Annotated in this window: 21 protein-coding genes and 2 pseudogenes; 13 read left to right on the top strand and 10 right to left on the bottom strand. The window is 72.8% G+C overall.

Annotated features, from left to right (window positions below; genetic code table 11):
• Positions 1–53: 53 nt before the first annotated feature.
• Positions 54–1,199, bottom strand: coding sequence for a calcium-binding protein (locus ACFV9H_RS02380; protein WP_385392102.1), 1,146 nt, complete (start codon positions 1,197–1,199; stop codon positions 54–56).
• 358 nt (positions 1,200–1,557) lie between these two features.
• Between ACFV9H_RS02380 and ACFV9H_RS02375 the strand changes: the two genes are divergently transcribed.
• Positions 1,558–4,785 carry a TIM-barrel domain-containing protein gene (locus ACFV9H_RS02375; RefSeq protein ID WP_385392100.1) on the top strand — a complete coding sequence of 1,076 codons (3,228 nt, stop codon included), beginning with the start codon at positions 1,558–1,560 and terminating at the stop codon, positions 4,783–4,785.
• 270 nt (positions 4,786–5,055) lie between these two features.
• Positions 5,056–5,970, top strand: a complete 915-nt coding sequence (locus ACFV9H_RS02370; RefSeq protein WP_385392098.1) for a LysR substrate-binding domain-containing protein — start codon at positions 5,056–5,058, stop codon at positions 5,968–5,970.
• On the opposite strand, the pseudogene ACFV9H_RS02365 reads toward ACFV9H_RS02370, so the two are convergent.
• Together ACFV9H_RS02365 and ACFV9H_RS02360 are read right to left on the bottom strand one after the other, a co-directional pair.
• A pseudogene (locus ACFV9H_RS02365) lies at positions 5,953–7,209 on the bottom strand (MFS transporter); the annotation flags it as partial. The gene ACFV9H_RS02370 and the pseudogene ACFV9H_RS02365 overlap by 18 nt on opposite strands.
• A 38-nt stretch (positions 7,210–7,247) precedes the next feature.
• Positions 7,248–7,847: a TetR/AcrR family transcriptional regulator gene (locus tag ACFV9H_RS02360; RefSeq protein ID WP_385392096.1), complete on the bottom strand. Its 600-nt coding sequence runs from the start codon at positions 7,845–7,847 to the stop codon at positions 7,248–7,250.
• A gap of 102 nt (positions 7,848–7,949) precedes the next feature.
• On the opposite strand from ACFV9H_RS02360, the gene ACFV9H_RS02355 reads away from it, so the two are divergent.
• Together ACFV9H_RS02355 and ACFV9H_RS02350 are read left to right on the top strand one after the other, a co-directional pair.
• Complete coding sequence (locus tag ACFV9H_RS02355) at positions 7,950–8,501, top strand: type 1 glutamine amidotransferase domain-containing protein (RefSeq protein WP_385392094.1); 552 nt, start codon at positions 7,950–7,952, stop codon at positions 8,499–8,501.
• A 53-nt stretch (positions 8,502–8,554) separates the two neighbouring features.
• Positions 8,555–8,812 carry a DUF6158 family protein gene (locus tag ACFV9H_RS02350; RefSeq protein ID WP_385392092.1) on the top strand — a complete coding sequence of 86 codons (258 nt, stop codon included), beginning with the start codon at positions 8,555–8,557 and terminating at the stop codon, positions 8,810–8,812.
• A 24-nt stretch (positions 8,813–8,836) separates the two neighbouring features.
• Here ACFV9H_RS02350 and rpsR read toward each other — a convergent pair whose 3' ends face one another.
• On the bottom strand, positions 8,837–9,073 hold the full coding sequence (gene rpsR, locus ACFV9H_RS02345) for a 30S ribosomal protein S18 (protein ID WP_385392090.1): 237 nt from the start codon (positions 9,071–9,073) through the stop codon (positions 8,837–8,839).
• A gap of 39 nt (positions 9,074–9,112) precedes the next feature.
• Positions 9,113–9,262, bottom strand: a pseudogene (locus ACFV9H_RS02340) (cobalamin biosynthesis protein CobW); the annotation flags it as partial.
• Here ACFV9H_RS02340 and rpsN point away from each other — a divergent pair.
• From rpsN to ACFV9H_RS02325, 3 genes are all read left to right on the top strand, one after another.
• Positions 9,252–9,533 carry a 30S ribosomal protein S14 gene (gene rpsN, locus ACFV9H_RS02335; protein WP_385392087.1) on the top strand — a complete coding sequence of 94 codons (282 nt, stop codon included), beginning with the start codon at positions 9,252–9,254 and terminating at the stop codon, positions 9,531–9,533. The pseudogene ACFV9H_RS02340 and the gene rpsN overlap by 11 nt on opposite strands.
• A gap of 91 nt (positions 9,534–9,624) precedes the next feature.
• Positions 9,625–10,179 carry a TetR/AcrR family transcriptional regulator gene (locus ACFV9H_RS02330; protein ID WP_385392084.1) on the top strand — a complete coding sequence of 185 codons (555 nt, stop codon included), beginning with the start codon at positions 9,625–9,627 and terminating at the stop codon, positions 10,177–10,179.
• A 49-nt stretch (positions 10,180–10,228) separates the two neighbouring features.
• Entirely contained in the window at positions 10,229–11,752 is a 1,524-nt protein-coding gene (locus ACFV9H_RS02325; RefSeq protein WP_385392081.1) for an MFS transporter, read from the top strand.
• On the opposite strand, the gene ACFV9H_RS02320 is transcribed toward ACFV9H_RS02325, so the two are convergent.
• On the bottom strand, positions 11,715–13,082 hold the full coding sequence (locus tag ACFV9H_RS02320) for a tetratricopeptide repeat protein (RefSeq protein WP_385392079.1): 1,368 nt from the start codon (positions 13,080–13,082) through the stop codon (positions 11,715–11,717). The two genes, ACFV9H_RS02325 and ACFV9H_RS02320, sit on opposite strands and share 38 nt — an antisense overlap.
• 139 nt (positions 13,083–13,221) lie before the next feature.
• On the opposite strand from ACFV9H_RS02320, the gene ACFV9H_RS02315 reads away from it, so the two are divergent.
• Positions 13,222–14,586, top strand: coding sequence for a M64 family metallopeptidase (locus tag ACFV9H_RS02315; RefSeq protein WP_385392076.1), 1,365 nt, complete (start codon positions 13,222–13,224; stop codon positions 14,584–14,586).
• A 213-nt stretch (positions 14,587–14,799) separates the two neighbouring features.
• Here the strand turns inward: ACFV9H_RS02315 and ACFV9H_RS02310 are convergent, their stop codons facing one another.
• On the bottom strand, positions 14,800–15,459 hold the full coding sequence (locus tag ACFV9H_RS02310) for a M15 family metallopeptidase (RefSeq protein WP_385392073.1): 660 nt from the start codon (positions 15,457–15,459) through the stop codon (positions 14,800–14,802).
• A gap of 262 nt (positions 15,460–15,721) precedes the next feature.
• Between ACFV9H_RS02310 and ACFV9H_RS02305 the strand changes: the two genes are divergently transcribed.
• Entirely contained in the window at positions 15,722–16,315 is a 594-nt protein-coding gene (locus ACFV9H_RS02305; protein ID WP_385392070.1) for an HPP family protein, read from the top strand.
• 66 nt (positions 16,316–16,381) lie between these two features.
• On the opposite strand, the gene ACFV9H_RS02300 is transcribed toward ACFV9H_RS02305, so the two are convergent.
• Entirely contained in the window at positions 16,382–18,178 is a 1,797-nt protein-coding gene (locus ACFV9H_RS02300) for a VanW family protein (RefSeq protein ID WP_385392068.1), read from the bottom strand.
• A 202-nt stretch (positions 18,179–18,380) separates the two neighbouring features.
• The gene (locus ACFV9H_RS02295; RefSeq protein ID WP_385392066.1) at positions 18,381–19,043 is read right to left on the bottom strand and encodes a TetR/AcrR family transcriptional regulator; all 663 of its coding nucleotides are present in this window, start codon (positions 19,041–19,043) and stop codon (positions 18,381–18,383) included.
• A gap of 165 nt (positions 19,044–19,208) precedes the next feature.
• Between ACFV9H_RS02295 and ACFV9H_RS02290 the strand changes: the two genes are divergently transcribed.
• Both ACFV9H_RS02290 and ACFV9H_RS02285 read left to right on the top strand, forming a co-directional pair.
• A complete protein-coding gene (locus ACFV9H_RS02290; RefSeq protein WP_385392064.1) occupies positions 19,209–20,732 on the top strand; it encodes an APC family permease in 1,524 nt (507 codons plus the stop codon).
• Between the two features lie 54 nt (positions 20,733–20,786).
• Complete coding sequence (locus ACFV9H_RS02285; protein WP_385392062.1) at positions 20,787–21,911, top strand: agmatine deiminase family protein; 1,125 nt, start codon at positions 20,787–20,789, stop codon at positions 21,909–21,911.
• A gap of 123 nt (positions 21,912–22,034) precedes the next feature.
• Here the strand turns inward: ACFV9H_RS02285 and ACFV9H_RS02280 are convergent, their stop codons facing one another.
• The gene (locus ACFV9H_RS02280) at positions 22,035–22,220 is read right to left on the bottom strand and encodes a DUF6381 family protein (protein WP_385392060.1); all 186 of its coding nucleotides are present in this window, start codon (positions 22,218–22,220) and stop codon (positions 22,035–22,037) included.
• A gap of 149 nt (positions 22,221–22,369) precedes the next feature.
• On the opposite strand from ACFV9H_RS02280, the gene ACFV9H_RS02275 reads away from it, so the two are divergent.
• Positions 22,370–22,855 (top strand): (2Fe-2S)-binding protein, encoded by a 486-nt coding sequence (locus ACFV9H_RS02275; RefSeq protein ID WP_385392057.1) that lies wholly within the window; start codon positions 22,370–22,372, stop codon positions 22,853–22,855.
• Positions 22,852–23,847: an FAD binding domain-containing protein gene (locus ACFV9H_RS02270; RefSeq protein WP_385392054.1), complete on the top strand. Its 996-nt coding sequence runs from the start codon at positions 22,852–22,854 to the stop codon at positions 23,845–23,847. Before ACFV9H_RS02275 ends, ACFV9H_RS02270 begins: the two co-directional genes overlap by 4 nt.
• Positions 23,848–23,850 lie beyond the last annotated feature (3 nt).

Here is a 23,850-nt window from a genome sequence, read left to right as displayed (position 1 = left end):
GTCGGTACGCGCCCCGGAAGCCGGGGGTTTCGGTCCGGTCGTCCGGTCGTGCTTCAGGGGACGTTCGGTGTCGCCTCGCAGCTCGGGGTGGCCGTGTCCGTGCCCGACTCGCCGTCGCACACGTCCGGGGCGCCTTCGCCGCCGTCGAGGGCGTCGGCGCCGGGGCCTGCGCTGAGGGTGTCGGCGCCGGCGCCGCCGCGGAGGGTGTCGCGGCCGCCCGCGGAGCCGACCGTCATCGTCACGAGGAAGTCGACGTTGTCGCCGAAGACCAGGTCGTCGCCGCCCCCGCCGTCGATCTCGTCGTTGCTGGCGGAGCTGAGGTTGGGGTCGACGACCGAGCTTTCGCCGACCAGCCGCTCGGCGTTGGGTCCGCCGGTGATCCTGTCCCGGCCCGAGCCCGTGGCGTAACCGCCGAACTCAGAACGGATGTTGTGGTCGCCGATGGCCGCGAAGCCGCCGTCAGCGCCGGTGTTCAGAATGTCGTCTCCACCATCGCCGGTGGCATTTCCCGCGGAGTCGCTGTCGCCGACAAGGAAGTCGTTGGTGCCGAGGCCGCCCAGCAGGGTGTCGTTGCCGGCGCCTTCGACGTTTCCTCCGTTGGCCTGGGAGTCGCCGACCAGCGTGTCGTTGGCGTCGCCGCCGTCGAGGTGGTCACGCCCGCCGCCCGAGGCGGTGAAGCCCAGGCTGTCGCCGATGAGGCGGTCGGTGTCGGCCCCGCCCTCCAGGCGGTCGTTCCCGCCGCCCGAACCGTGTCCGGAGCCTGAACAGCTGTCTCCGATCAAGATGTCGAACCCGTCGCCGCCCAGGAGGGTGTCGTTTCCGCCGCCGTCGGCGTTTCCGCCGGGGTCGAGAGTGTCACCGACCAGCTCGTCGTTGCCGGTGCCGCCGTCGATCTGGTCGTTGCCGAAGCCGCCGCGGACGCTGTCTTCGCCGCCCAGGCTGCAGATCCGGTCGTTGCCGCCCAGGCCGTTGATGATGTCCGTGCCCGGGGTGCCAATGATCACGTCGGCGCCGCTGGTGCCGTTGGTCGTCGCAAACGGGTCGGTGATCACGATCGTGGCCGGCTTGCCCCGACAGGTCGCCACCTGAGCCTGCGCCTGCGTCGGCCCGACGAAGCCTGCCATGCCGCCCAGAACGAGCAGGCCGACCGCTCCGACGCGCAGCCCGGCCCTCGTTCCTGTCCTCTCGCGATGCCTCATCGTCGACTTTTCCCTTCGGTTGCGGACGTGCATTCGTGACCGAGAGTGACACAAGGGCGCGCCATGGCAGCACACCGTGACCGAACGGCCGAAGAGAACAGCCCACACGGCGGACATGTCGTATCGAACGGGTTGGGCCGCCGGATCGTGACGACCTTGAGGCGCGTGTGCAAGTGGATGCCGTCGTGAGCCCCTGGGACCCTCACCGCCATTTTCGTGTTCAAAGTTGCTTGATGGACGGTAATTTCGAGCATCATCCTTCAAGTAGAGCTTCGTGGGCGCTATGTTGCCTGTGCAAGTTGCCAGGTGCATGCCAAAAAGCTGCGTCCGTGATCCGGACCGCACGAGGAGCTGCCCCATGAGACTGCCAAGCATCCGCAGGAGCCGGGGCGCCGAAGCCCGCCCGGCGCACCGCGCCCGCCCGAGGGGCGACCGCTTACGAGCCGCCCTGCTCGCCGGCGCCCTCGCCGTCCTGGGTCTGGCCGCCGCCGGGCCCGTCGCCACACAGGCCGCCGCCGCCCCCACCGGGGCCACCGCCACGGCGGGCAACGTCACCGGATTCACCCAGTCCGGGAACACCTTCACCGTCACCGCCTCCGGCGGCGCCAAGGCCCGTGTGGTCGTCGCCCGGGCCGACATCTTCCGGCTCTGGCTCTCGCCCGACGGCGCCTTCACCAACGACCCGGCCGGCTCCGACCTCGCCCCCACCACCGACTTCGGCTCCGTCGCCACGAGTTACACCGACGCGGGCACGTACTACCGGATCAACACCGGAGCCCTCTCGATCCGGGTGAACAAGTCACCGCTCCGGTTCTCCGTCTACCGCGCCGACAACGCCACCCTCGTCTGGCAGGAGACCCAGCCCACCAGCTGGACCAACAGCCAGACCACCCAGTACCTGGCCCGCGGCGCGGACGAGCAGTTCTACGGCACCGGCCTCCGCCTCGGCGAATGGGCGCTGCGCGGCAAGACCGTCCCCGTGGCCGTCGACAACAAGTGGCGCGAGAACAACAACGCCAGCCCCGCGCCCTTCTACATGTCCACCAACGGCTACGGCGTCATGCGCAACACATGGGCCCCGGGCTCGTACGGCTTCAACGCCCCCAGCACCCTCACCCACGACGAGAAGCGGTTCGACGCCTGGTACTTCACCGGCGATTCCCTCAAGTCCGTGCTCGACGCGTACACCGACGTGAGCGGCAAGCCGTTCATGGCGCCGATGTGGGGCTTCGAGCTGGGCAACGCCGACTGTTTCAACGCCTCCAACCCCGACTACCAGGGCGATCACAACCGGCTGCGCCACCAGACCACCCCCGATGTCGTCGGGTACGCCACCGACGCGCGCGCCGCCGACATGCCCTCGGGCTGGTTCCTGCCGAACGACGGCTACGGCTGCGGTTACACCGCGCCCCTCAAGTCGACCGTGGACGCCCTGAAGGCCAAGGGCTTCCAGACCGGCCTGTGGACCTCCACCGGCCTCGGTGGCATCGCCGACGAGGTGGGCACCGCCGGGACCCGGGGCGTGAAGACCGACGTGGCCTGGATCGGCAGCGGTTACAAGTACGCCTTCGACGGAGTGCAGCAGGCCGTCGACGGCATCGAGAAGAACTCCGACGCCCGCCGCTACGTCTGGACCGTCGACGGCTGGGCCGGTACCCAGCGCAACGCCGTGGTCTGGACCGGCGACACCTACGGCACCTGGGAGGACATGCGCTGGCACGTCCCCGCCATCACCGGCGCGGGCCTGTCCGCCCTCAATTACGCCTCCGGGGACATCGACGGGATCTTCGGCGGCAGTCCGAAGACGTACACCCGCGACCTTCAGTGGAAGGCCTTCACCCCCGCCTTCATGACCATGTCCGGCTGGGGCGCGACCAACCCGTCGGCCGGATACCAGGACAAGCAGCCCTGGCGCTTCGCCGAGCCGTACCTCTCCATCAACCGCAAGTACCTCCAGCTCAAGATGCGGCTGATGCCGTACCTGTACACGATGAGCCGCGTCGCCCACGAGAGCGGCGTCCCCAGCACCCGCGCGATGGTCCTGGAGTACCCCGACGACCCGGTGGCCCGCGGTAACCTCACCAGCGGCCAGTTCATGGCGGGCGACTCCCTCCTCGTCGCGCCCGTCGTCACCGACACCTCCGTCCGCGACGGCATCTACCTCCCCGCCGGGAGCTGGACCGACTACTGGACCGGCAAGACGTACGCCGGCCCGGGCTGGTTGAACGGCTACCAGGCGCCCCTCGACACCCTGCCCCTCTTCGTCAAGGGCGGCGGCATCGTCCCGATGTGGCCGCAGATGAACCACACGGGCGAGAAGCCGGTCTCCACCCTCACCTACGACATCCACCCGCGCGGCGCCTCCTCCTTCAGCCTGTACGAGGACGACGGCCTCACCCGCGCCCACCAGTCCGGGGCCTACGCCCGCCAGCAGGTGAACGTCACCGCCCCCACCACCGGCTCCGGCACGGTCACCGTCTCCGTGGGCGCCCCCACCGGCGGCTACACCGGCAAACCGGCCTCCCGGGGCTACGAGTTCACCCTCCACGTGGCCTCCGCGCCCAGCGCCGTCACGGCGGACGGAGCCGCCCTGCCCCGGCACAGCTCCAAGGCCGCCTACGACTCGGCCGCAACGGGGTGGTTCTTCGACGCCGCGGACCGCTCCGGAGTCCTGTGGGTCAAGACCGGTACGAAGGCGGGCGCGTTCAGCGTCTCGGCCACCGGCACCACCGTCCCCGCGGCCGAGGCCCTGCCCTCCTCCACACCCATCGCCCAGTCGGCCTGGTCCCTGGTGTACGCCGACAGCCAGGAGACCAGCGGCGAGAACGGCGCCGCCGGCAACGCCTTCGACGGGAACCCGGCCACCCTCTGGCACACCGCCTGGTCCTCCTCGAAGCCCGCCCCGCTCCCGCACGAGATACAGATCGACCTGGGCGCCCGACACACCGTCGACGGCCTCGGCTACCTGCCCCGCCAGGACGGCGGGGTCAACGGCCGGATCGGCTCCTACGAGGTCTACGTGTCCGACACCACCGCCGACTGGGGCTCCCCGGTGGCGAGCGGCGCCTTCGCCGACACCGCGACCGCCAAGACCACCGCCCTCTCCCCGAAGGCCGGCCGCTACCTCCGCCTCAAGGCACTCACCGAGGCGGGCGGCCGCGGCCCCTGGACCAGCGCCGCCGAAATCACCCTCACCGGCCGCCCGGCCCCGCTCCCGGCGAACGCCACGCTCGTCAACGCGGCCTCCGCGAGCTGCGTCGACCTACCGCACAGCGCCACCGCTCCGGGCACCGAACCCACCCTCTACACCTGCCACGGAGGCCCCAATCAGCGCTGGACCCTCCAGCCCGACGGTCGCCTCACCGGCCTCGCGGGGGTCTGCCTCGACGCAGCGAACCCTTCCCGGGTGACCATCCAGACCTGTAACGAAAGCGCGGGCCAAAGCTGGCAGGCGGGAGCCCAGAGCACCCTGCGCAACGCCGGTCAGTGCCTCACCCCGGCCGGCTCCGCCACAGCCAACGGAACCGTCCTCACCCGCACCGCCTGCGACAACACCCCGGCCCAACGCTGGACCTTCACTCCCTGACCCGAAAGGCAGGCCCCACCCGCCGAGCACGGCCTGGCACTCCCGCCAGGCCGGCTCGCTCAGCAGCCCGCGGAAGGGCCCGCCGCGCGAGCGGAAGCCTCCACGGCGTCGACGGGTCGGCACCCGTCCTCGCCTCCGCCTGGGTTCCGGACCCCCGTGGCGAAGGCGCGGGACGGGTTGCCGCCCGGGCCTGTATCGATCTTGGGCCGGCCCAAAACCCAAGTCAATCCTCCGGTTTCCTCACCACACCCAAGCGATACCTTGGGTCTCGTGACCCTCGATGATCTCCGTGTGTTCGTGGCCGTCTGCCGCGCGGGCAGCCTCAGCGCCGTCGCCCGCGACCTCGGCTGCACCCAGTCGGCCGTCAGCCAGCACGTCCGCCGGTTGGAGAAGCAGACCGGCACGAGCCTCCTGGAGCGCCACGCCCGCGGCGTCGTCGCCACCGAAGCGGGCCGCATCCTGCAAGCGGCGGCCGCCGACGGCATCGCGGGCCTCGACGGCGCCCTGCGCCGCCTGGACGAGCTCGTCCGGGGAGGCGGCGGCACGGTGCGCGTCACCACGGGCGCGACCACCGTGCGCCACTTCATGTCGGAGGCAGTCGTCACCTTCCGCCGCCGCCACCCCGAGGTGAGCCTGGAGTTCCAGACGGAGCACTCCAGCCGCAGCTGCTTCGACGCCCTCGCCGCCGACGACCTCGACCTGGCGTGGATCACCATCGGGGCGCCGATCCGCGGCATCGAACAGCGCCCCGTCATGGAACTGCCCTGGGTACTCGCGGTCGGCGCCGACGACCCCCTCGCCGCCCGCGCCCGCATCGAGCCGGCCGACCTCACCGAGATCCGCCACATCAGGCTCCCGGAGAACTCCGCCTCCCGCGCCCACCTGGACGCCGCCCTCGCGGAATCAGGCATTCGGGTCCGCTCCGACACCAGCGTGGCCGACTGGGACACGGCGCTGCTGCTCGCCGAACTAGGCCTGGGCCACGCCGTCGTGCCCGCGCTGCCCGGCTGGCGCGTCCCCGGCACCGACGGCCCGCTGCGCCTGGTCCCCATCCCCGCCCTGCCGCCCCTCGCGGTGGGCTGGGCGGTCCGACGTTGGTCCGCCCTCGCCCCGCCTGCCCTGGTCTTCGCCGACGAGGTCGCCCGCAGCTGCAGGGCGCGCGCCGCCGGGACCGAGCAGAGGTGACGGCGGCAGCAGTGCCGCCGGTACCAGTCCTACGAGGGCCAGCGCGGCCAGGGCCGCCAGCGAGAGCCCGCCCGCCCCGGCGCCCGCCGCGACGGCGATCCCGAGCGCCGGGCCGATGTTCATGGCCGTCTGCTTGAGCCCGCCGACCACCCCGGCGTACCCGGCGGGGGCCTCACCGACCACGGTCCCGGTGGCGGTGACCATCACGGTGGTGAACCCGGCGCCCAGTACCCCGAAGGCCACTGCGGAGGCCGAGCCCAGCCCCGCGATGCCGAGCGCGACCAGCCCCGTACCGGTGAGCGCGGTCCGCCGCGGTCCGAACCGGCGCAGCGCGAACCCGGCCACCGGAGCCGCGGCGACCATCGCCAACGTCAGCGGCAGCACCCGCAGCCCTGTGGCGAGCGGATCCAGACCCTGTACGTCCTGGAGCCGGAAGGTCGCCGTGAACAGCGCCCCGAACAGCCCGGCGGACACGACCAGCAGCAGCCCCATCGACGCGGTCACCGGCACCGAGCGCGCCACGCCGGCCGGTACCAGCGGCCGCGCGGCCCGCCGTTCACGGCGTGCGAACCACACCCCGAGCGCGGCGGTCCCACCGAGCCCCAGCAGCGTCGGCCCGGAGAGCCACCCGTACGCGGGCACCCCCACGAGCGCGTGCACGAACACCGCGAGGGCCGCCGCGAGCAGGGCCGAGCCGGTGAACTCCAGCCGCCCGGCCTCCTCCCGCGGCGGCGCGGGTGCCCGTACGGCGAGCGTCAGTACGGCGATCAGCAGGGCGACCGGCACGTTGATCACGAACACGGCCCGCCAGCCCCACTGTGCGACCAGCACACCCCCCAGCAGGGGACCGGCCGCGGCGGCCACCCCGATCGCGCCGGTCCGTACGGCGATCGGAGTGCCGAGCCGCTGGGGCGGGTACGCGAGCCGGAGCAGCGCCAGCGTCGCGGGCTGGAGCAGCGCGCCGAACACCCCCTGGGCGGCGCGCAGTCCGATCACCCAGCCCACGCCGGGCGCGTACGCGATGCCCGCCGAGGCCGCGGCGAATCCCAGCACACCGACGAACAGCAGCCGGGTGTGCCCGTACCGGTCCCCGAGCCGTCCGGCGACCACCAGGAAGGCGGCCACCGCGAGCAGATAGGCGGTACTGGTCCACTGCACCTGCGCGAGGCTCGCCCCGAGATCGCGCCGCAGGCTCGGCTGCGCCACGCTCAGCACGGTGCCGTCCAGCGCGACGATCATGGCGCCGGCCACGCTGACGAGGAGCGCGAGCCGCGGCCTCACGCGGAATCCCGCGGGTCCGGCCCGAGGTGCGCGTCCAGAGCCGCGTCGACCAGGCGCTCCACCGCGACGCCACGGCCGAGCATGAGCGGCAGGCTGCCCCAGCCCCACAACTGCGCCACACCGTGCAGGTTGGCCCACAGCGCGGCGGCCGTCACGGCCGGGTCGGCCGCCCCGCAGCGGGAGACCAGGGAGGTGAGCAGGCCGAACAGCGGAAGCGTCGATTCCCGCAGCCTCGGCTCGCCCGAGGGCTCCTGTCCCGAGCTGTCGAGCAGGTCGTGACGGAACATCAGCTCGAACATCCCGCGCTGCTCCAGCGCGTAGCCGACGTACGCGGCCCCCAGGGCCCGCACCTGCTCGCGCGGGGAAGGCTCCCCGGCGCAGGCCTCCGAGAACCGCGCGCCGAGATCCGCGAACCCGCGCCGGGCGATCGCCGACAACAGGGAGTGGTGGGTGGGGAAGTACCGGCGCGGCGCCCCGTGCGAGACCCCGGCCCGGCGGGCGATCTCCCGCAGCCCGACCGAAGCGGTGCCCTCGGTCGTCACGATCTCCACGCCGACGTCGATCAGCCGCTCCCGAAGGGGTGTTTCCTCGTCCATGGGCACTGTCTACCAGGAGTGAGTAGACAGTGTCTACTCACTCCCTTGGCCGTGGGTGCCCGGGCAGGCACCCTGGAAGGAGGAGGGAAGGAGGCGACCCGCATGCGCATCGCGTTCCTGATGGCGCCCGAGGGCGTCGAGGAAGTCGAACTCACCGTGCCCTGGAAGGCCGTGCTGGAAGCAGGCTGGATCCCCCGGCTGGTGTCCACGAAACCGGGCGTGGTACGCGCCTACCACCACCTCGACAAGGCGGGAGCCCACGCCGTCGACCACGTCCTGGGCGAGGACGCGGCCGAGGCGTTCGACGCGCTCGTGCTGCCCGGAGGTCTCGCCAACCCCGACGCGCTGCGCAGGGACGCGCGGGCCGTCGCGTTCGTCCGGGAGTTCTTCGAGACGGGCAGGCCGGTCGCCGCGATCTGTCACGCCCCCTGGACCCTGGTCGAGGCCGACGTGCTGCGCGGCAGGACCCTGACCTCGTTCCCCAGCCTCGCGACCGACATCCGCAACGCCGGCGGCACCTGGGTCGACGAGGAGGTCCACGTCTGCCACGCCGCGCCGACCACCCTGATCACCAGCCGCAGGCCGCGTGACCTCAAGGCGTTCTGCGGCGCCCTCGTCGCGGAGATCGGCGGCCGGAGCCCCGGCGGCGCATGATGGAGGACGGGGGACGAAGCCCGCAGGACTCGTGCGGAGGAGGTGCACGCGACATGACGGAGCACGACGGCGGTCCGTCGGCGAGCAAGCTGGAGGAGGGCAGACTCCTCAAGGAGCTGGAAGCCATCCACCGCACGCGCCACGAGACCCTGCTGCACGGGTCCGATGATGCCCTGGTCACCCACACCAAGCGGATGAACGAACTGGAGCACGAGTACGTGCGCCGTCACCCGCAGCGCGCCCAGACCGCGTCCCGCACCCGGGAGGGCGCCCGCGCCCGCGGCGCCGGGGAGTACGGCGCCGGGGAGTAGGCCCCGGCCACCCCGGCTGCCGGGCTACCGGCTCGCGCAGGGGAGCAGGGCCATCTCGCGGGCGTTCTTGATCGCGGCGGCCGGCAGGCGCTGCTGTCGTGCGCTGACCCGGGTGACCCGACGGCTGCGGATCTTGCCGCGGTCGGAGATGAACTTGCGCAGCAGGTCGGTGTCCTTGTAGTCGATGTGAGTGATCTTGGCCGCGTCCAGCGGGTTGGGACGGGCCTTCACGGGCTTGCGGATGTCGGTGCGACGGGCCACGAGGATTCCTTACGGGTAGGTGTCTTACGGGTGCGTGTCCTACGAGACGGGGTCGAGCAGGGCGTCGAAGGCGGCCGGGAGCCGCTTCCACGCCTCGCGCCCGGCGGTGTACTCGGCGTCGGTGAGCAGGCAGGAGTCGAGCAGCCGCTCCAGCCCCTCGCGGTCGAGGCCGGGCGAGGTGAAGACCAGGCGCAAGGCGATCGTCGAGCGGTACGCGGCCCGACGGGCCGAGCTGAAGGAGGTCCTGCGCCGGCCCTCCTCGACGGAGGTCGAGCGGCGGGCGGCGCTCGCGGAGCTGCGCGGGCAGCCCCGCGACGCGAGCGCGTCCCGCGTGCGCAACCGCGACGGCGTGGACGGCCGGCCCCGCGGGTACCTGCGGAAGTTCGGGCTCTCCCGCGTCCGGATGCGCGAACAGGCGCATGCCGGCCTGCTCCCGGGGGTCACCAAGTCCTCCTGGTGACCGCCCGCCTGGAGATCATCGAGTAAGCGAGTGGACCAACTTTGCCTCGGGTGAGACAATTTTGTATCATCCGAGGCGAAGGAGGCTCACCATGGTGCACGACGAAGAACTTCTGGACGCGGCCGCCCGCGTACTCGCCGGCGACCACAGCGCCTCGATGGTGCAGATCGCCGCGGGCATCGGGACCAGCCGAGCCACGCTCAGCCGCCGCTACGCGACCCGCGAGGCCCTGCTGAAGGCCGTCGCGGTCCGGGCCATCCAGGTGGTCGACGCCTGCCTCACCCCGGTCGACCTGCCGCAGAGCGCCGACGGGGCCGCCTTCGACGCCGCCCTGGAAGAACTGGTCGTCGCCCTGCTGCCCGCCGCGCACCTGTACGGGTTCACCTCACGGGACGCCACCGTCCTCGCCGACCCCGAATTCCGGGCCGGTGTCGACCGGCAGGACCAGCGGGCCCTGGCGTTCCTCGCCCTCGGCCAGCGGCTGGGGCGGCTGCGCGCCGACCTCCCGCCGTACTGGATCTGGTACTCGCTCTGGGGCCTGCTCGACGCGGCCGCCGAGGGCGTGCGCGACGGCCACCTCGCGCCCCGCCAGATCGGCCGGCTGGTCCTGACGTCCTTCCTCGGCGGCGCGCGGCCCCCCGCGTAACCGCATCCGCATCCGCATCCGAACCCCGCTCAACTCTGAACGGAATCCCATGCACACCCCCTCGCAGGACCCCCGTCGGTGGATCGTCCTGGCGATCCTCTCCGGCAGTCTCCTGCTCATCTCCATGGACACCACGATCCTCAACGTGGCGTTCCCCTCCCTCGTCGGCGACCTCCAGCCGGGCGCGGTCCAGCAGCTGTGGATCATCGACATCTACGCGCTCGCCCTGTCCGGCCTGCTCGTCACCGCGGGCGCGCTCGGCGACCGCTGGGGACGCAAGCGGCTGCTCATGGTCGGCTTCGGAATCTTCTCGCTGGCCTCGCTCATCGCCGTGTTCTCCACCGAGGCCTGGCACGTGATCGCGGCCCGCGCCCTGCTCGGCGTCGGCGGTGCGGCCATCATGCCGTCCACCCTGTCGATCCTGCGCAGCGTCTTCACCGACGCCAAGGAGCGCGCCTTCGCCCTCGCCGTGTGGGCGGCCGTCTTCGGCGGCGGCATGGCCTTCGGCCCCGTCGTCGGCGGGCTGCTCGTCCAGGACTACGGCTGGCACTCCGCCTTCCTCCTCAACCTCCCCGTCGCCGCCCTGATCATCGCGACCGGCATGCGCTACCTCCCCGAATCGCGCGCCCCGCGCTCCGCCGGCGCCTGGGACTGGTGGGGCGTCGGCCAGTCCATCGTCGGCATGCTGGCCCTCGCGGGCGGCATCAAGCAGCTCGGCAAGAGCGGCGTCGCCGATCCGCTGCCGTGGGCCCTGCTCCTCGTCGCCGCCGTGGCGCTGACCGTCTTCGTGCGCCGCCAGCTGCGCGTACCGCACCCGCTGCTCCAGGTGCGGCTGTTCGCCAAGCCCGCCTTCAGCGTCGCCGCCACCGCGATCTTCCTGCCCATGGTGGGCATGGGCGCGATCCTGTTCCTCGTCACCCAGTGGTTCCAGTACGGCCAGGGCTACACCCCGCTGGAGGCCGGTCTGCGCCTGCTGCCCGCACCGCTCGCGCTGATCGCCGCCTCGATGGTGGCCCCCACCCTCATGCAGCGCTTCGCGATCCGCCACGTGCTCGGTGCCGGACTGGTCGTGCTCGCCGCCGGAATGGCCATGCCCTGGGTGTTCCAGCAGTTCACCGACCTCGGCTACGCCGCCTTCGCCGCCGCCCTGACCGTGATGGGCCTCGGCGCCGGCCTCGCCACCACCGTGGCCTCCGTGACGCTGATCTCCGCCGCCCCCGCGGCCGAGGTCTCCAGCGCCGCCGCGATCGAGGAGACCTGCTACGAGCTCGGCTCGGCCATGGGCGTCGCCATCCTCGGCTCCACCGCCGCCGCGCTCTACCGCGGCAACCTGCCCGCCCTGGAACTGGACGGACCCAGCGCGGCCGCCGTACGGGACTCCGTGGGCGAGGCGGCGCACACCGCCGAACGGCTCGGCGGCGCCGTCGGCCAGGCCCTGATCGACGTGGCCTCGCACGCCTACACCCTGGCGATCACGCCCGCGTTCCTGATGGCCGGCGGACTCGCGGTCGCAGCCGCGGCCACCACGTGGGCGCTCATTCCGCACGACCTCCAGCCCACCGAGAACCACTGACCCAGTCGAGCGCCGCGGGCGCCGGGCCCAGCGTGGTGGTGCCCGGCGCCGCCCGGTGCCCCAGCCCCGTGCGGTACGCGTCCAACGCCGCCTCCACCCGACCCGTGCGCCGCAGCAGATCACCCAGCAGCCGGCACAGGTCGGCGAGATCGCCCGTCGCCCCGCTGCGCTCCAGCAGCGCGAGTGCCTGCACGTAGTGCCGCTCGGCGGCCTCGGCCTCACCGCGCTCCTCGGCCATCAGGCCGAGGAGCCGGTGGGCGCCGCCCGCGTGCACCGCGCCGTGGCTGTCGCCCAGGTCCAGCAGCGCCGACAGCAGCCCGGCGGCCTCTTCGTACCGGCCGAGCCGGCGCAGTACGTCGGCCAGCTCCACCTCCACCTGCGCCGTGTACAGGGCGGCCCGGCGGGCCGACAGCATCTCCCGGGCCGTGCGCAACTCCTGCTCCGCCAGCGCGAGTTCGCCGTTCTGCGCCTGGACGTAGCCGCGCATCCAATGGCAGTGCGCCAGATCCGTCCGCAGCCGCAACTGCCCGTAGATCGCCTGGGCCTTGGCCAGCGAGGCGTCGGCGTCGGCCACCCGCCCCTCGGCGAGGAACGTCCGCGCCACCTGCCGGTGCATGCCCGCCACCAGCGCCGGATCGCCGACCTGCGGCGCCAGCGCGAGTGCCAGCTCGGCGGCGCGCGCGGCGCGGGCGTGGGCGCCCATGTCGATGTACGGCCCGATCACCGCGGCGTAGAGCAACACCAGCGCCTCCGGATCGGCGAGCCCGCTCGCGCCCAGCTCGTCGATGGTGGATTCGAGGAGGTAGCAGGCGTAGCGCAGCTCGCCCGCGAGCAGGTGCGCGACGGCGCGACCCCGGATCGGTCGGGCCCGGCGGGGGAGCGGTTCATCGGCCAGGAGTCGCTCCGCCGCCTCGAAGTGAGCTATGGCCTCGGCCAGTTCACCGGATTCCAGGGCGCACTCACCCAGCCCGAGCCGCGCCTCCGCCTGCTCGGGCGCCAGGGCGAGCTCCTCTGCCCGGGCGAGCAGACTCCGGTAGCGGTCGGCAGCCTCGTCGGTCTCGCCCGTCGTCAGGGTCTGCTGGGCGTCGGCGAGGGCGAGGCGCAGCTCGGTGGCCAGGTGGGCGGGGCGGCCCGTGGCCAGTTCCTCGTACGAGGTGCCCAGCCGCCCGGCGAGGAAGCGCAGCGCCGTCTCGGAGGGGCGGACCTTGCCCGACTCCAGCGTGGAGATGTAGGCGGAGGTGTAGGAGGGCTCGGCCAACTGCCTTTGGGTCAGGCCGAGTTCGCTGCGCATCCGCTGAACCCTGCGCCCGATGCGGGCCGGTTCGTCCATGGAAACCTCCTGATCGCTCCAACTCCCCAGTATTCAGGGGGAGCGGGCCATTGCGCACGCCCCGGCGCGCCCCTAATTTAAGCAGCCGGTTCATTGCACTTACGCGCTTGCTTAATTTCCTTTCACGGGGGAGGACTTCATGGATGCAAGGCCACGCCTCGGCGTGCGGGCGGCCCTGCGGGCGGTCGCCGCGGCGGTCTGCGCGACCGGCGTTCTGGTGGCCGCGGGCCCCGCCCGCGCCGCCGACGGCGAACCAAGGGCGAAGACCCGGGTGGAGGTCGAGATACCCGGCCCGGAGCACGGCTCCGAGGCCGGATCGGGTCACGCCCTGGTGCCCGCGGGCGGCGCCGGACCGGCATCGAGCGCCGGCCGGCTCTCTGACGCCGAACGGGCCGCAGACGGGGAGGTCGCCAAGCTGGTCGACAACGGCCCCACCGCCGACCGCCTCGACGTCGTCGTCATCGGGGACGGCTACACCGCCGCCGAACTGGACCGCTTCCACGCCGACGCGGCCCAGAAGTGGGCCGAGGTGACCGCCGTCGAGCCGTACACCACCTACCGCAACCTCTTCAACGTCTGGACGGTCGACGCGGTCTCCCGCGACTCCGGCGTGACCGGCGACCCCGACCGGGCCACCGTGCGCGACACCGCCCTCGGCTCGTACTTCTGGTGCGAGGACATCGAGCGGCTGCTCTGCATCGACCAGCCCAAGGTCGACGCGTACGTGGCCAAGGCCCCGGAGGCCGACCTGGTCATCGTGCTGGCCAACAGCGCCAAGTACGGCGGGGCCGGCTACAACGAGCCCAGCGCCACCCTCGGCTACGAGGGGATCTCGACGGCCTCCGCGGGCCACGCCAAGTCCGGCCAGGTCGCCATCCACGAGACCGGCCACTCGCTGGGCAAGCTCGCCGACGAGTACTTCTACCCCGGCGTCCCGGACTACGAGAAGTACACGGGGCCCGAGCCCGCCGAGACCAACATCTCGGGCCTGTCCGCGGACCGGATGGCCACCCAACGGGCCAAGTGGTACCGCTGGCTGGGCGAGCAGTCGCCGGACGGCGGCACGGTCGGCGCGTACGAGGGCGGCGGCTACTACGTCACCGGGCTGTACCGGCCCACCGACAACTCGATCATGCGGGTGCTGGGCAAGCCGTTCAACCTGCCCGGCGTCGAGGCGATGATCGCCGGCTTCCACCAGCACGCCAGGATCGCCACCCCGCTCACTCCGACCGACCGCACCCTGCGGGTGCGCGACACGGCGAAGACGGCCGTCCCGAGGCTCGAGGGCGCGGACGGCCGACAGCTCGTGGTGCGCTGGTACCTCGACGGCAAGGAGCTGAAGCGCTTCGAGGGCCGCAGCGAGGTGGCCGTGGCGGACCTCTGGCTCTTCGACCTCCGCACCCACCGACTGTCGGTCACGGTCGAGGACCGGACCCCGTCCGTGCGCGACCCGAAGGTCATGCGGACGCTGCGCTCCACCGCCGCGTGGAGTGTCCGGCTCTAGTGCTGTGACCGGAAAGGTTCACCGGTCACGGCGCTCGGCACGGCACCTCGCCGCGTTGTCGGACCGCGCGAGTACGTCCGGTACGAGCCGCGGTCCTCCGCCTTGCGATGCACCGCGCCGAACACCGCGCCCCGGCAAACCTCCCGGCCACAGCACTGGAGCGGACGCGCCGGGCCTGTCCTTCCGGTGAGGGCCCGGTCTTCGGATCGGGCCCTACCCGCCGTCTGAGGAGAAGTGCTGGTAGTCCGGGTTGGACCAGTCGCCGCCCCAGTGCCAGCCGACCTCGCGGAACGCGGTGGCGACGACCCCGTCCTCCGTGATCATCCCGGGGCGGACCGGGTCCCGCCGCAGGTGCGCCCGGCCCGCTGCCGGGTGCACCCTTCCGCGCACGTCCACGTACGGGTTCTCCACCGGGTTGAAGTCCACTGCCAGGCCCCACGAGTGCCGCGAGCGCTTCCCCGGGTCCCCGGTCACCGGCCGGCAGTTGAAGGCCGAGGTGTTGTCGTCGGCCATGGCCGCGCCGTCGTCGCCGCCGTACTCGGCCATCACGCGCATCCGCCGGATCGGGAAGCGGGCGTCGAAGGCCCGGCCCAGGGCGTGCAGAAGGGGCTCGACCGCGTCGCGGTGGGCGATCAGCTCGCCGCGGTGGACCTTGCCGTCGAAGCCCCAGTGGTTCACCCGGATCAGCCGCAGCCGCTCCGCCGTGACCGGGCACCCGGCCCGGAGGGTCGTGCCCAGCTTCCCCGCGGGCACCTCCGTGACCTCCGCCGCGAGCGTGTGCGCGACGACCCTGACCTGCGGCCGGTGCTGCGCTCGCGGAGGCGGTGAGCAAGCCGGCGCCGCGCTCGCGAACAGCACGGCGACCGCGGTCATTAAGGGGGATATGGAGCGCTTGGGGCGCACATGTCCACTTTACGGTCAGAGCTCCCCATCGGCCCGCGCCGGCAGCAGCGACCGCGCCGCAGCGGAATCAACCCCTCGGAAGCGGCCGCGGGAGACCCGAGAGGTAGGGTCGTCGGGAATGTCCCCGGCCCATCAGTGCCCCGGGGCCACACTGTCCCGGCACCACCCTTGCCCGGCGTCGTCCTGCCCTGCCCCGGCCGCCCGGCGGCCGCCTGCCCCGGAAACCCCTGAAATGAGCTCGAACGCCGCGCTTCGCCCGCAGTCCACCCCTGCCCCCACGGCCACGCCCGTGGACGCCGCCTCGGCACCCGAGAGCAGCCCGCCGCGCCGATGGCCGGTAGCCGCAGTCCGGGCCCCGGCCAGGCCCACCCCGGCGGCGGCCCTGCACAGCATCGCGGCGGCGACCACCGTCCTGCTGGCCCTCGTCGCGATCGGGGCGGTGATCCACGAACCGGTGCTGATACCCCCGCTGGCGGCGAGCGCCGCGCTGGTCCACAGCGCTGCGACCCTCCCGCTCGCCCAGCCGCGCAACGTCGTCATCGGCCACCTGGTGGGCAGTGTCGTGGGCTACGCGGTGCTCGCGGCGGCGGGCGGCAGCGCCTGGGCGGCAGCCGTGGCGGCCGGCCTGACGCTCGGCCTCAACATGGTCGCCCGTACCCCGCACTCGCCGGCCGTGGCCACCGCCGTGATCATCGTGCTCCAGGCCCCCGCGCCCGGCCGGTTCGTGCCGCTGCTGTTCGGGGCCACCGTCCTGCTCGTGCTGACCGGGTACGCCGCTTCCCGCGTGCGCCGCAAGGCTCCGAGCTACCCCGTCTACTGGTGGTGACGCGCCGCGGAGCCGCCGGGGGGATCCCCGGACCCGCCCCGGGCCCGGCGGGCCGTCGCTACGGAGCTACGCCGACCCCGGTGCCGGCAGTGCCTGCGCGGCCGCCGTCGGTGTGGCGCCCGGCGTCGGGGTGGGCGCGGTGTCGGGCTCGCAGATGACCTCGTCGCGCGGGGTGTAGTGGGTGGTGCGCTCCTCGCGCTTGACCTCCTGGCCGTCCTTGACGAAGATCCGGCCGACCGTGACGTCGAAGCCCTCCAGCGGCGTCTGGACCTCGCACTTCGGGCCGGTGCCCGTGCGCTTGGCGGGCTGGGTGACGTTGGTGCGCGGACCTTTGGTCGCGCGTATCTCGTCGTACTTCTTCTCGCCGAGGAGGGTGATCGTCAGCGAGGTGTCGGTCGACTCGGCCCGTATGTACACGGGGTGCCCGGAGTCGTTGAGCCAGCGCAGGTCGAGGCTGCCCCAGGCGACGGTGGCCTCCCGGCCCTCCGGGTAGCGCTCGATGTAGAAGGAGTGCGCCCCGTACTCGACCGGCTTGAGGCCGGCGAAGAACACGGCGTTGAACATGGTGGTGGCGACCGCGGACACGCCGCCGCCGGGCGACTTCACGTACTGGCCGTCGCTGATCATGATGCCGTCGACGAAGCCGTTCTCCTTCGTGCGCTCGCCGACCGTGCGGTTGAAGCTCCACTCCCGCCCGGGCAAGACCACGGAGCCGTTGATCAGCTCCACCGCGCGCCCGATGTTGGTGGACCGGTACGGTGCCGCCGGGAACTCGACGGTGAAGGAGGAGAGCTTCTCCTTGATCCCGAGGCGCCGCGCCTCGGCGTCGGTGAGCTCCGGCGGGACGGCCGTGGTGGCCACCACGGCGCTCCGGTCGGCGCCCGAGCGGGTGAGTAGCGGCATCACGGCCCGACCAAGGGCCTCCTTGGTGACCCCGTGTCCGGAGCGGCTGGTTTCGGTGACCACTGCGCGGCCGTTCGCGTCGAGGCCGAGCACGGCGTCGCGCGGCGACCCGACGACCTCGCCGAGGGGGCCGGCCACGGCGGGGTCGGCGAGCAGGCCGCCGGAGTCCAGGGACGGCACGAGGCGTCCCGCGGCGTCGGCCTTCATCTTCAGGTGCTCGCCGAGGACCACGGGGCCGACGGGTACGCGCGTCCCGGCCACGGTGAGGGTGACGGGCCCGGACACCGCCGGCCCCGCGAACTCGCGCAGGGCCCGTGCGGTCTCGTCCGCGCCGACGCGCGGCTCGGTCTCGCGGACCGGCAGTGCGACGGGGCCGCCGTCCGGGCGGGGCCGCAGGTAGGCGTCCCGGAGGGTGTCGAAGGCCTGGTCCTGGACGAGGGTGACGCCGGGCTGCGGGGCGACCACCCGCGGTTTGCCGGCGTCGAAGGCTATGGATCCGTCGCGGACCTGTTGCACGGTGTCCGCATGGAGCCGGTCGACCCCGGCGCGGGCGGTCTTCTCGTCCGTCCGGACCACGGGCTCGAGGTCCGGGTCGCCGGAGGCGAAGAGTCGGCCGATGACGCCGACCGGCCCGTAGCCGGCGCGTGCCGCGCGGTCGACGGTCGCGGCGGTGTCGAGGGACAGTCCGACGGATGCGGGGGCGACCTGCTCGAGGAGGTCGCCGACGCGAACGGTGACCGGGGCGGCGGCGAGCTGCCCGAGTGTGCCGTCCAGCGTGCGCTCCGCCTGCGCGCGGCTCATGCCGCCGATGTCGACGCCCCGGACCCGGGTGCCCGCGGCGATGTCGTCGCCGACCACGAGTCCGGCGACATAGAGGCCGCCCAGTCCCAGGACGACGGCGCCTCCCGCCACCGGCAACGCGATCCGCCAGTTACCTGTCCAGCTGCCCGCAGATCGCACGTCTCTCCTTGTGGCGCCGACCGTCGCCGGGCGGCTCGCAGGCCGCGGCAGGGGCGCGTAGATGACCGTTCCGGTCACCCATCATGACCCTGGAAACATGCCATTCGGGTGAGAAGGTAATGGTTCTCACAAACCGGGCAAAGGTGCTCCGACCCGGTCGGGGGCAGCGTGGTGGTTCCCCGGCCGGAGCGTTGCCGGCCGGTCAGCGAGAGGTGTTTCCGGAGTCGGCGGTTGGGGCCGCCACCTGGGCGGCGAGGCCGTCGAGCAGGAGGCCGAGGCCGAGCTCGAATCCGCGGTCGTCGAGCGCGGCCAGACCTCCACCGGTGGCCGCCGCATCGGTGAGCGAGTCGGCGAGGGCCGGGTACGCGGGACGGTACTCGCCGGCGGGCCGGGTGAAGCCCGCCGTGAAGGTCTCCAGGGCCGAGCCCAGGACCAGGTAGTCGACGGCCGCGGCCGCCTCGGCGGCCCGCGCCGGGGTGCAGCCGGCCCGGATCAGGGTGGCGAGCAGTGCGTCGTAGCCGCGCAGGGCGGGGGCCGCCTCCACCGCGCGGCGGGCCGCCGGCGCGATCGCGTTCGGGTGGCGCAGGTAGACCCCGCGGTAGCCGCGCGCGTACGCGGCGATCCCCTCGCGCCAGTTCGGCTCGTCGAGCGGACTCAGGTCGATCTCCTCGTTGATCAGCTCCGAGACCGCGTCGAGGACGTCCTCCTTGGACGCGACGTGGTGGTAGAGCGACGCTCCCCGGACCCCGAGGCGGTCTGCGAGCGTGCGCATCTTGAGGGCCTGCGGGCCTTCCTCGTCGAGGAGTTCGAGGGCCGCTCGGGCGATGTTCCCGCGGCTGAGCAGCGGCTGGTTCGGTCGGCCCACGTGTGATCCCCCTCGGTCAAGGCCGCCAGGTTACCCGTTGGCAGGGTCTTCCCCTGGAGTCCGGGTCGGGTTAAGGTCCCCGCATTCCCGCAACCTAACAACGTTAGATTTAGCTTCCGGGACGCGCCGGCCGCCCGGCGCGCCCTTGCTCCGTGAGAGGTACGCATGCCAGACCTTCCCTCCCCGCACCCGGACGCGGACGCCGCCCGGATGAACGATCTGGGCTACACCCAGGAGCTGAACCGCAGCCTCGGCGTCCTCGGCAACATCGCCATGGGCTTCGCCGTCGTCTCGCCCGTCGTGGCCCTGTACGCCGTTTCGATGGTCGGCACGATGATCGCCGGGCCCGCCTGGGTGTGGGCGCTGCCGATCGTGCTGCTCGGCCAGTGCCTCGTCGTGAACGTCTACTCCGAGCTGGCCTCCCAGTGGCCGCTGGCCGGCGGCCCCTACCAGTGGGGACGCCGACTGCTCGGCCCGTCCTTCGGCTGGATGAGCGGCTGGGTGTGGCAGTTCGCCGTGATGTTCGGCAACACGACCGTCGCCTACCTGGCGGCCCCCTGGGTCTTCGCCCTCTTCGGCGCCACCCCCACACCCGGCTCCATGGTCGCCGTGGCCGCCGGGATCCTGCTGGGGTGCATGCTGGTGAACGCGTACGGGATCAGGATCCTGAGCTGGTTCGTGTCCCTGGGCATCGCCGCCGAGGCCATCGCCTCCGTGCTGGTCGGCTTCGCGCTCCTGCTGTTCTTCCGTGAGCACGGGTTCGCGCTGTTCACGGAGACCCTCGGTGCCGAGGAGCTGTCCGGCGGTTCGACCGCGATGGCGTTCCTGGCCGTACTCGCCGTGGCGGGCTGGGGATTCATCGGATTCGACGCCTGCGTCTCCACCGCCGAGGAGACCAAGGACGCCGGCCGGCAGGTGCCGCGCGCCATGTGGTGGGCGCTGCTCAGCGTCGGCCTCGTCGTGATCCTCAACGCGATGGCCGTCGCCCTCGCCCACCCCTCGCCGCGGGCCGTCGTCGCCGGTGAGGACCTCGACCCGGTGACCACCGCCGTCACCACCGCCTTCGGCTCCTGGTCGGACAAGCCGTTCGTCGCGGTGGTCCTGGTCGGGTTCCTCGCCTGCGCCATGGCCTCCCAGGGCGGCGCCGCCCGCGGGGTGTACTCGCTGGCCCGTGACGGCGGCTTCCCCTTCTCCCGCCAGGTCCGCAAGGTCAACCGCCGCCAGGCCCCCATCGGCGGCCTGGTCACCTCCACCATCGTCAGCTGTACGGGGCTGCTGCTCGGGCTGAACGCCACGGCCATCGGCAGTCTGATCGCCTTCGGCACCGCGGCCACCTTCCTGCCGTTCTTCCTGGTCAGCCTGGCCGCGCTGATCGCCCGGCTGCGTGGCACCTGGGTCCCCTCCGGGCACATCCGGCTCGGCCGCAAGGGCACCTTCCTGAACGTGCTGGCCGTGCTCTGGACCGCCTTCGAGGTGGTCAACGTCTGCTGGCCGCGCGCCATCCTCGCGCCGCCCGGAGCCCCCTGGTACCAGCTCTGGGCGGGCCTGCTGGGCACCGGCGCGGTGATCACGGCCGGCCTGCTCTACCTCGTGGTCAAGAAGCCCCAGCGCGCACTGCCGGCCGCGCAGCAGAGCGGTGAGGAGAGCGTCGCGGGCGGCGAAGGCGTGCTCGCCGCCGAGCGTCTCTGAGCACCAAGTCCCCCCTCGTTCCAGTCATCCGCACCACCTCGAAGGAGCACTGTCATGGACCTGCCACGCCTGCGTTCCCCGCGCATGACGCGCCGCGGCTTCGGCGCCGCCGTTCTCGCGGCCGCCGCCGTCCCCCTGCTCGGCCCCACGACCTTCGCCTCGGCGAGCTCGGACCCGCTCCACGCACCGGCCGAATGGGAGCCGCACGCCGGCTGCGTGATGGCATGGCCCTGGGACCGGAGGGTCGGCTGGGGCGCACTGCTCGCCGACGTCCAGGCCGAGATCGCCGGGATCGCCCGGGAGATCGCCCGGTTCGAGCCGGTGATCATGGTTGCCGAACCGGGCACGGCGGCGGAGGCACGCCGGCAGTGCGGCAGTTCGGTCACCGTCATCGAGTACCCGATCAACGACTGTTGGACCCGGGACACCGGCCCGCTCTTCGTGGTCAACCCCGGCAAGACGCGCCGGACCGGAGTCGACTTCCGGTTCAACGGATGGGGCGAGAAGTACCCGTACGACAAGGACGACTTCCTCCCCGTCGGCGTCTGCGCGCACCTGGGCGACGCCCGCACACCGGTCGACATGGTCCTGGAAGGCGGAGCCGTCATCACCGACGGCCAAGGCACCCTGATCACCACCGAGGAATGCCTGCTCCACCCCAACCGCAACCCCGGCATGACCCGCGGCCAGATCGAGGCCGCGCTGCTCGCCTCGTACGGAGCGAGCAAGGTCGTCTGGCTGCCGTACGGCCTCCACCACGACGACATCACCAACGGTCACGTCGACCTCGTCGCCGCCTACCTGGGCCCCGCCCGGATCCTGCTCCACACCCAGCCCGACCCCGCACACCCCAACCACGCCCGGATGGCCGCGAACAAGGCCGTGCTCGACGCCGCGACCGACGCGTGCGGCCGGCCCTTCGAGGTGGTGGAGATGCGGCACCAACCGCACTTCCGGCACCAGGGACTGATGGTGGAGACCTTCAGCTACACGAACTACTACCTGACCGCGGGAAGCGTCGTCGTGCCGCTCTCGGGCGAACCGGCGGACGCGCTCGCCCTCGCCGAGTTCGGGTCGCTCTTCCCCGGGCGGCAGGTGGTCGGCAAGCCGGCACGCACCCTCGCCTGGGGCGGCGGTGGCGTCCACTGCGTGACGCAGCACGTGCCACGCGTGCAGTAGCCCCGGAAAACGAACCGGCCGGTGCCCGCCGCGATGGGGACGCGGCGGCCACCGGCCGGGGGCACGGCACGGATCGTGCGGTCGGCCGGACCGGGTCCGGGCCACATCCGCACTACATCCGCACTACATGGGGTCCATGCCCTCGCGCATCTGACCCTCCTGCTCGCTCTGCTCCTGGAGACGGCGGGCCTTCTCCTTCAGCCGTCGGCGCTCTTCCGGGTCGGTGGAACGCTCGGCCGCCTCGTTCAGCTCTTGGGCCTTCGCGCGCATCTGCTGGGACCGGCCTCGGGATTCGCCTGAAACGCTCATGATCGCTCCTTGGATCAGTGGGGGAGAGCGGGCGGATTCAGCGAACCAGGACCGTCGGACGTTCGCATCTCGAAGCGTCACCGAGCGTGACCCGGCGCGAATGGCCGACCGCGGATGCCGCGGCGCGGACCCTCGGCGAACCTGTGGTCGTGAGCCGAACCACTCCCATCACGCTGCACGTCAACGACACCGACCACACCCTGCGGCCCGACCACCGCGTCACCCTGCTCGACGCCCTCCGCGACCACCTCGGCCTCACCGGGGCGAAGAAGGGCTGCGACCACGGCCAGTGCGGAGCCTGCACCGTCCTCGTCGACGGGCGGCGGGCCTACAGCTGCCTGCTGCTCGCGGTCGCACAGGACGGCCGCGAGGTCACCACCGTGGAGGGACTCGCCCGAACCCGAGCCGGCGGCGAGCTCCAGCGGGCGTTCGTCGAACGGGACGCCTTCCAGTGCGGCTTCTGCACACCCGGCCAGCTCTGCTCCGCCGTCGGCGCCCTCGCCGAAGCCGCCGCCGACCCGGACGGCCCGGTGACGCTCACCGAGGCGGAGGTCAGGGAACGGCTCAGCGGCAACCTCTGCCGCTGCGGCGCCTACCCGGCCATCGTCCGGGCCGTACGGGACGTGGCCGGATGAAGCCCTTCGGCTACGTCCGGGCAGCCACCCTCCGGGAAGCCGCCGACGCCTACGCCGCCCACCCCGGCTCCCGCTACCTCGGCGGCGGCACCAACCTCGTGGACCTCATGAAGCTCGGCGTCGAGCGCCCCGGCACCCTCGTCGACATCTCCCGGCTCCCGCTCGACACCATCGAGGAGCGGCCCGGCGGCGCACTCCTCATCGGAGCCACCACCCGCGGCGGCGACGTGGCCGCGCACCCCCTCGTACGCGCCCGCTACCCGGCCCTCGCCCAGGCCCTGCTCGCCGGGGCGTCCGCGCAGCTCCGCAATGTCGCCACCACCGGCGGCAACCTCCTCCAGCGCACCCGCTGCACCTACTTCCAGGACCCCTCCAAGTCCTGCAACAAGCGGGCGCCCGGCACCGGTTGCTCCGCGCTCGACGGCATCCACCGCGACCACGCCGTGCTCGGCCACTCCACCCACTGCGTCGCCACCCACCCCTCGGACATGGCCGTCGCCCTCGCCGCCTTCGACGCCGACATCGAGCTGTACGGCGCCCAGGGCACCCGCACGGTGCCGGCCACCGCCTTCCACCGGCTGCCCGGGGACCACCCCGAGCGGGACACCGAGATCCGGGACGGCGAGATCGTCACCGGCGTGCTGCTGCCCGCCGCCGCGCCCGGCGCCCGCTCCCGGTACCGCAAGGCCCGCGACCGGGCCTCGTACGCCTTCGCGCTCGCCTCCGTCGCCGCCGTCCTCGACATCGACGCCGAGCAGGGCCTCGTCCGGCACGCGGCCCTCGCCTTCGGCGGGCTCGCCCACCGACCCTGGCGCGCCACCGCGGCCGAGCGGGCGCTGATCGGGGCCGCGCCGACCCCCGAGAGCTTCCGGCGGGCGGTCGAGGCCGAACTGGCCGAGGCGCGGCCCCTGCGGGACAACGCCTTCAAGGTCACGCTCGCCCGCAACCTCGCCTGCGACGTGCTCGGGTCACTCACCCGCGACACCCCGTAGGCC

This window comes from Streptomyces sp. NPDC059874, from assembly GCF_042731135.1.
GTDB lineage: Bacteria > Actinomycetota > Actinomycetes > Streptomycetales > Streptomycetaceae > Streptomyces.
This window is presented reverse-complemented; position numbering and strand designations above follow the sequence as displayed.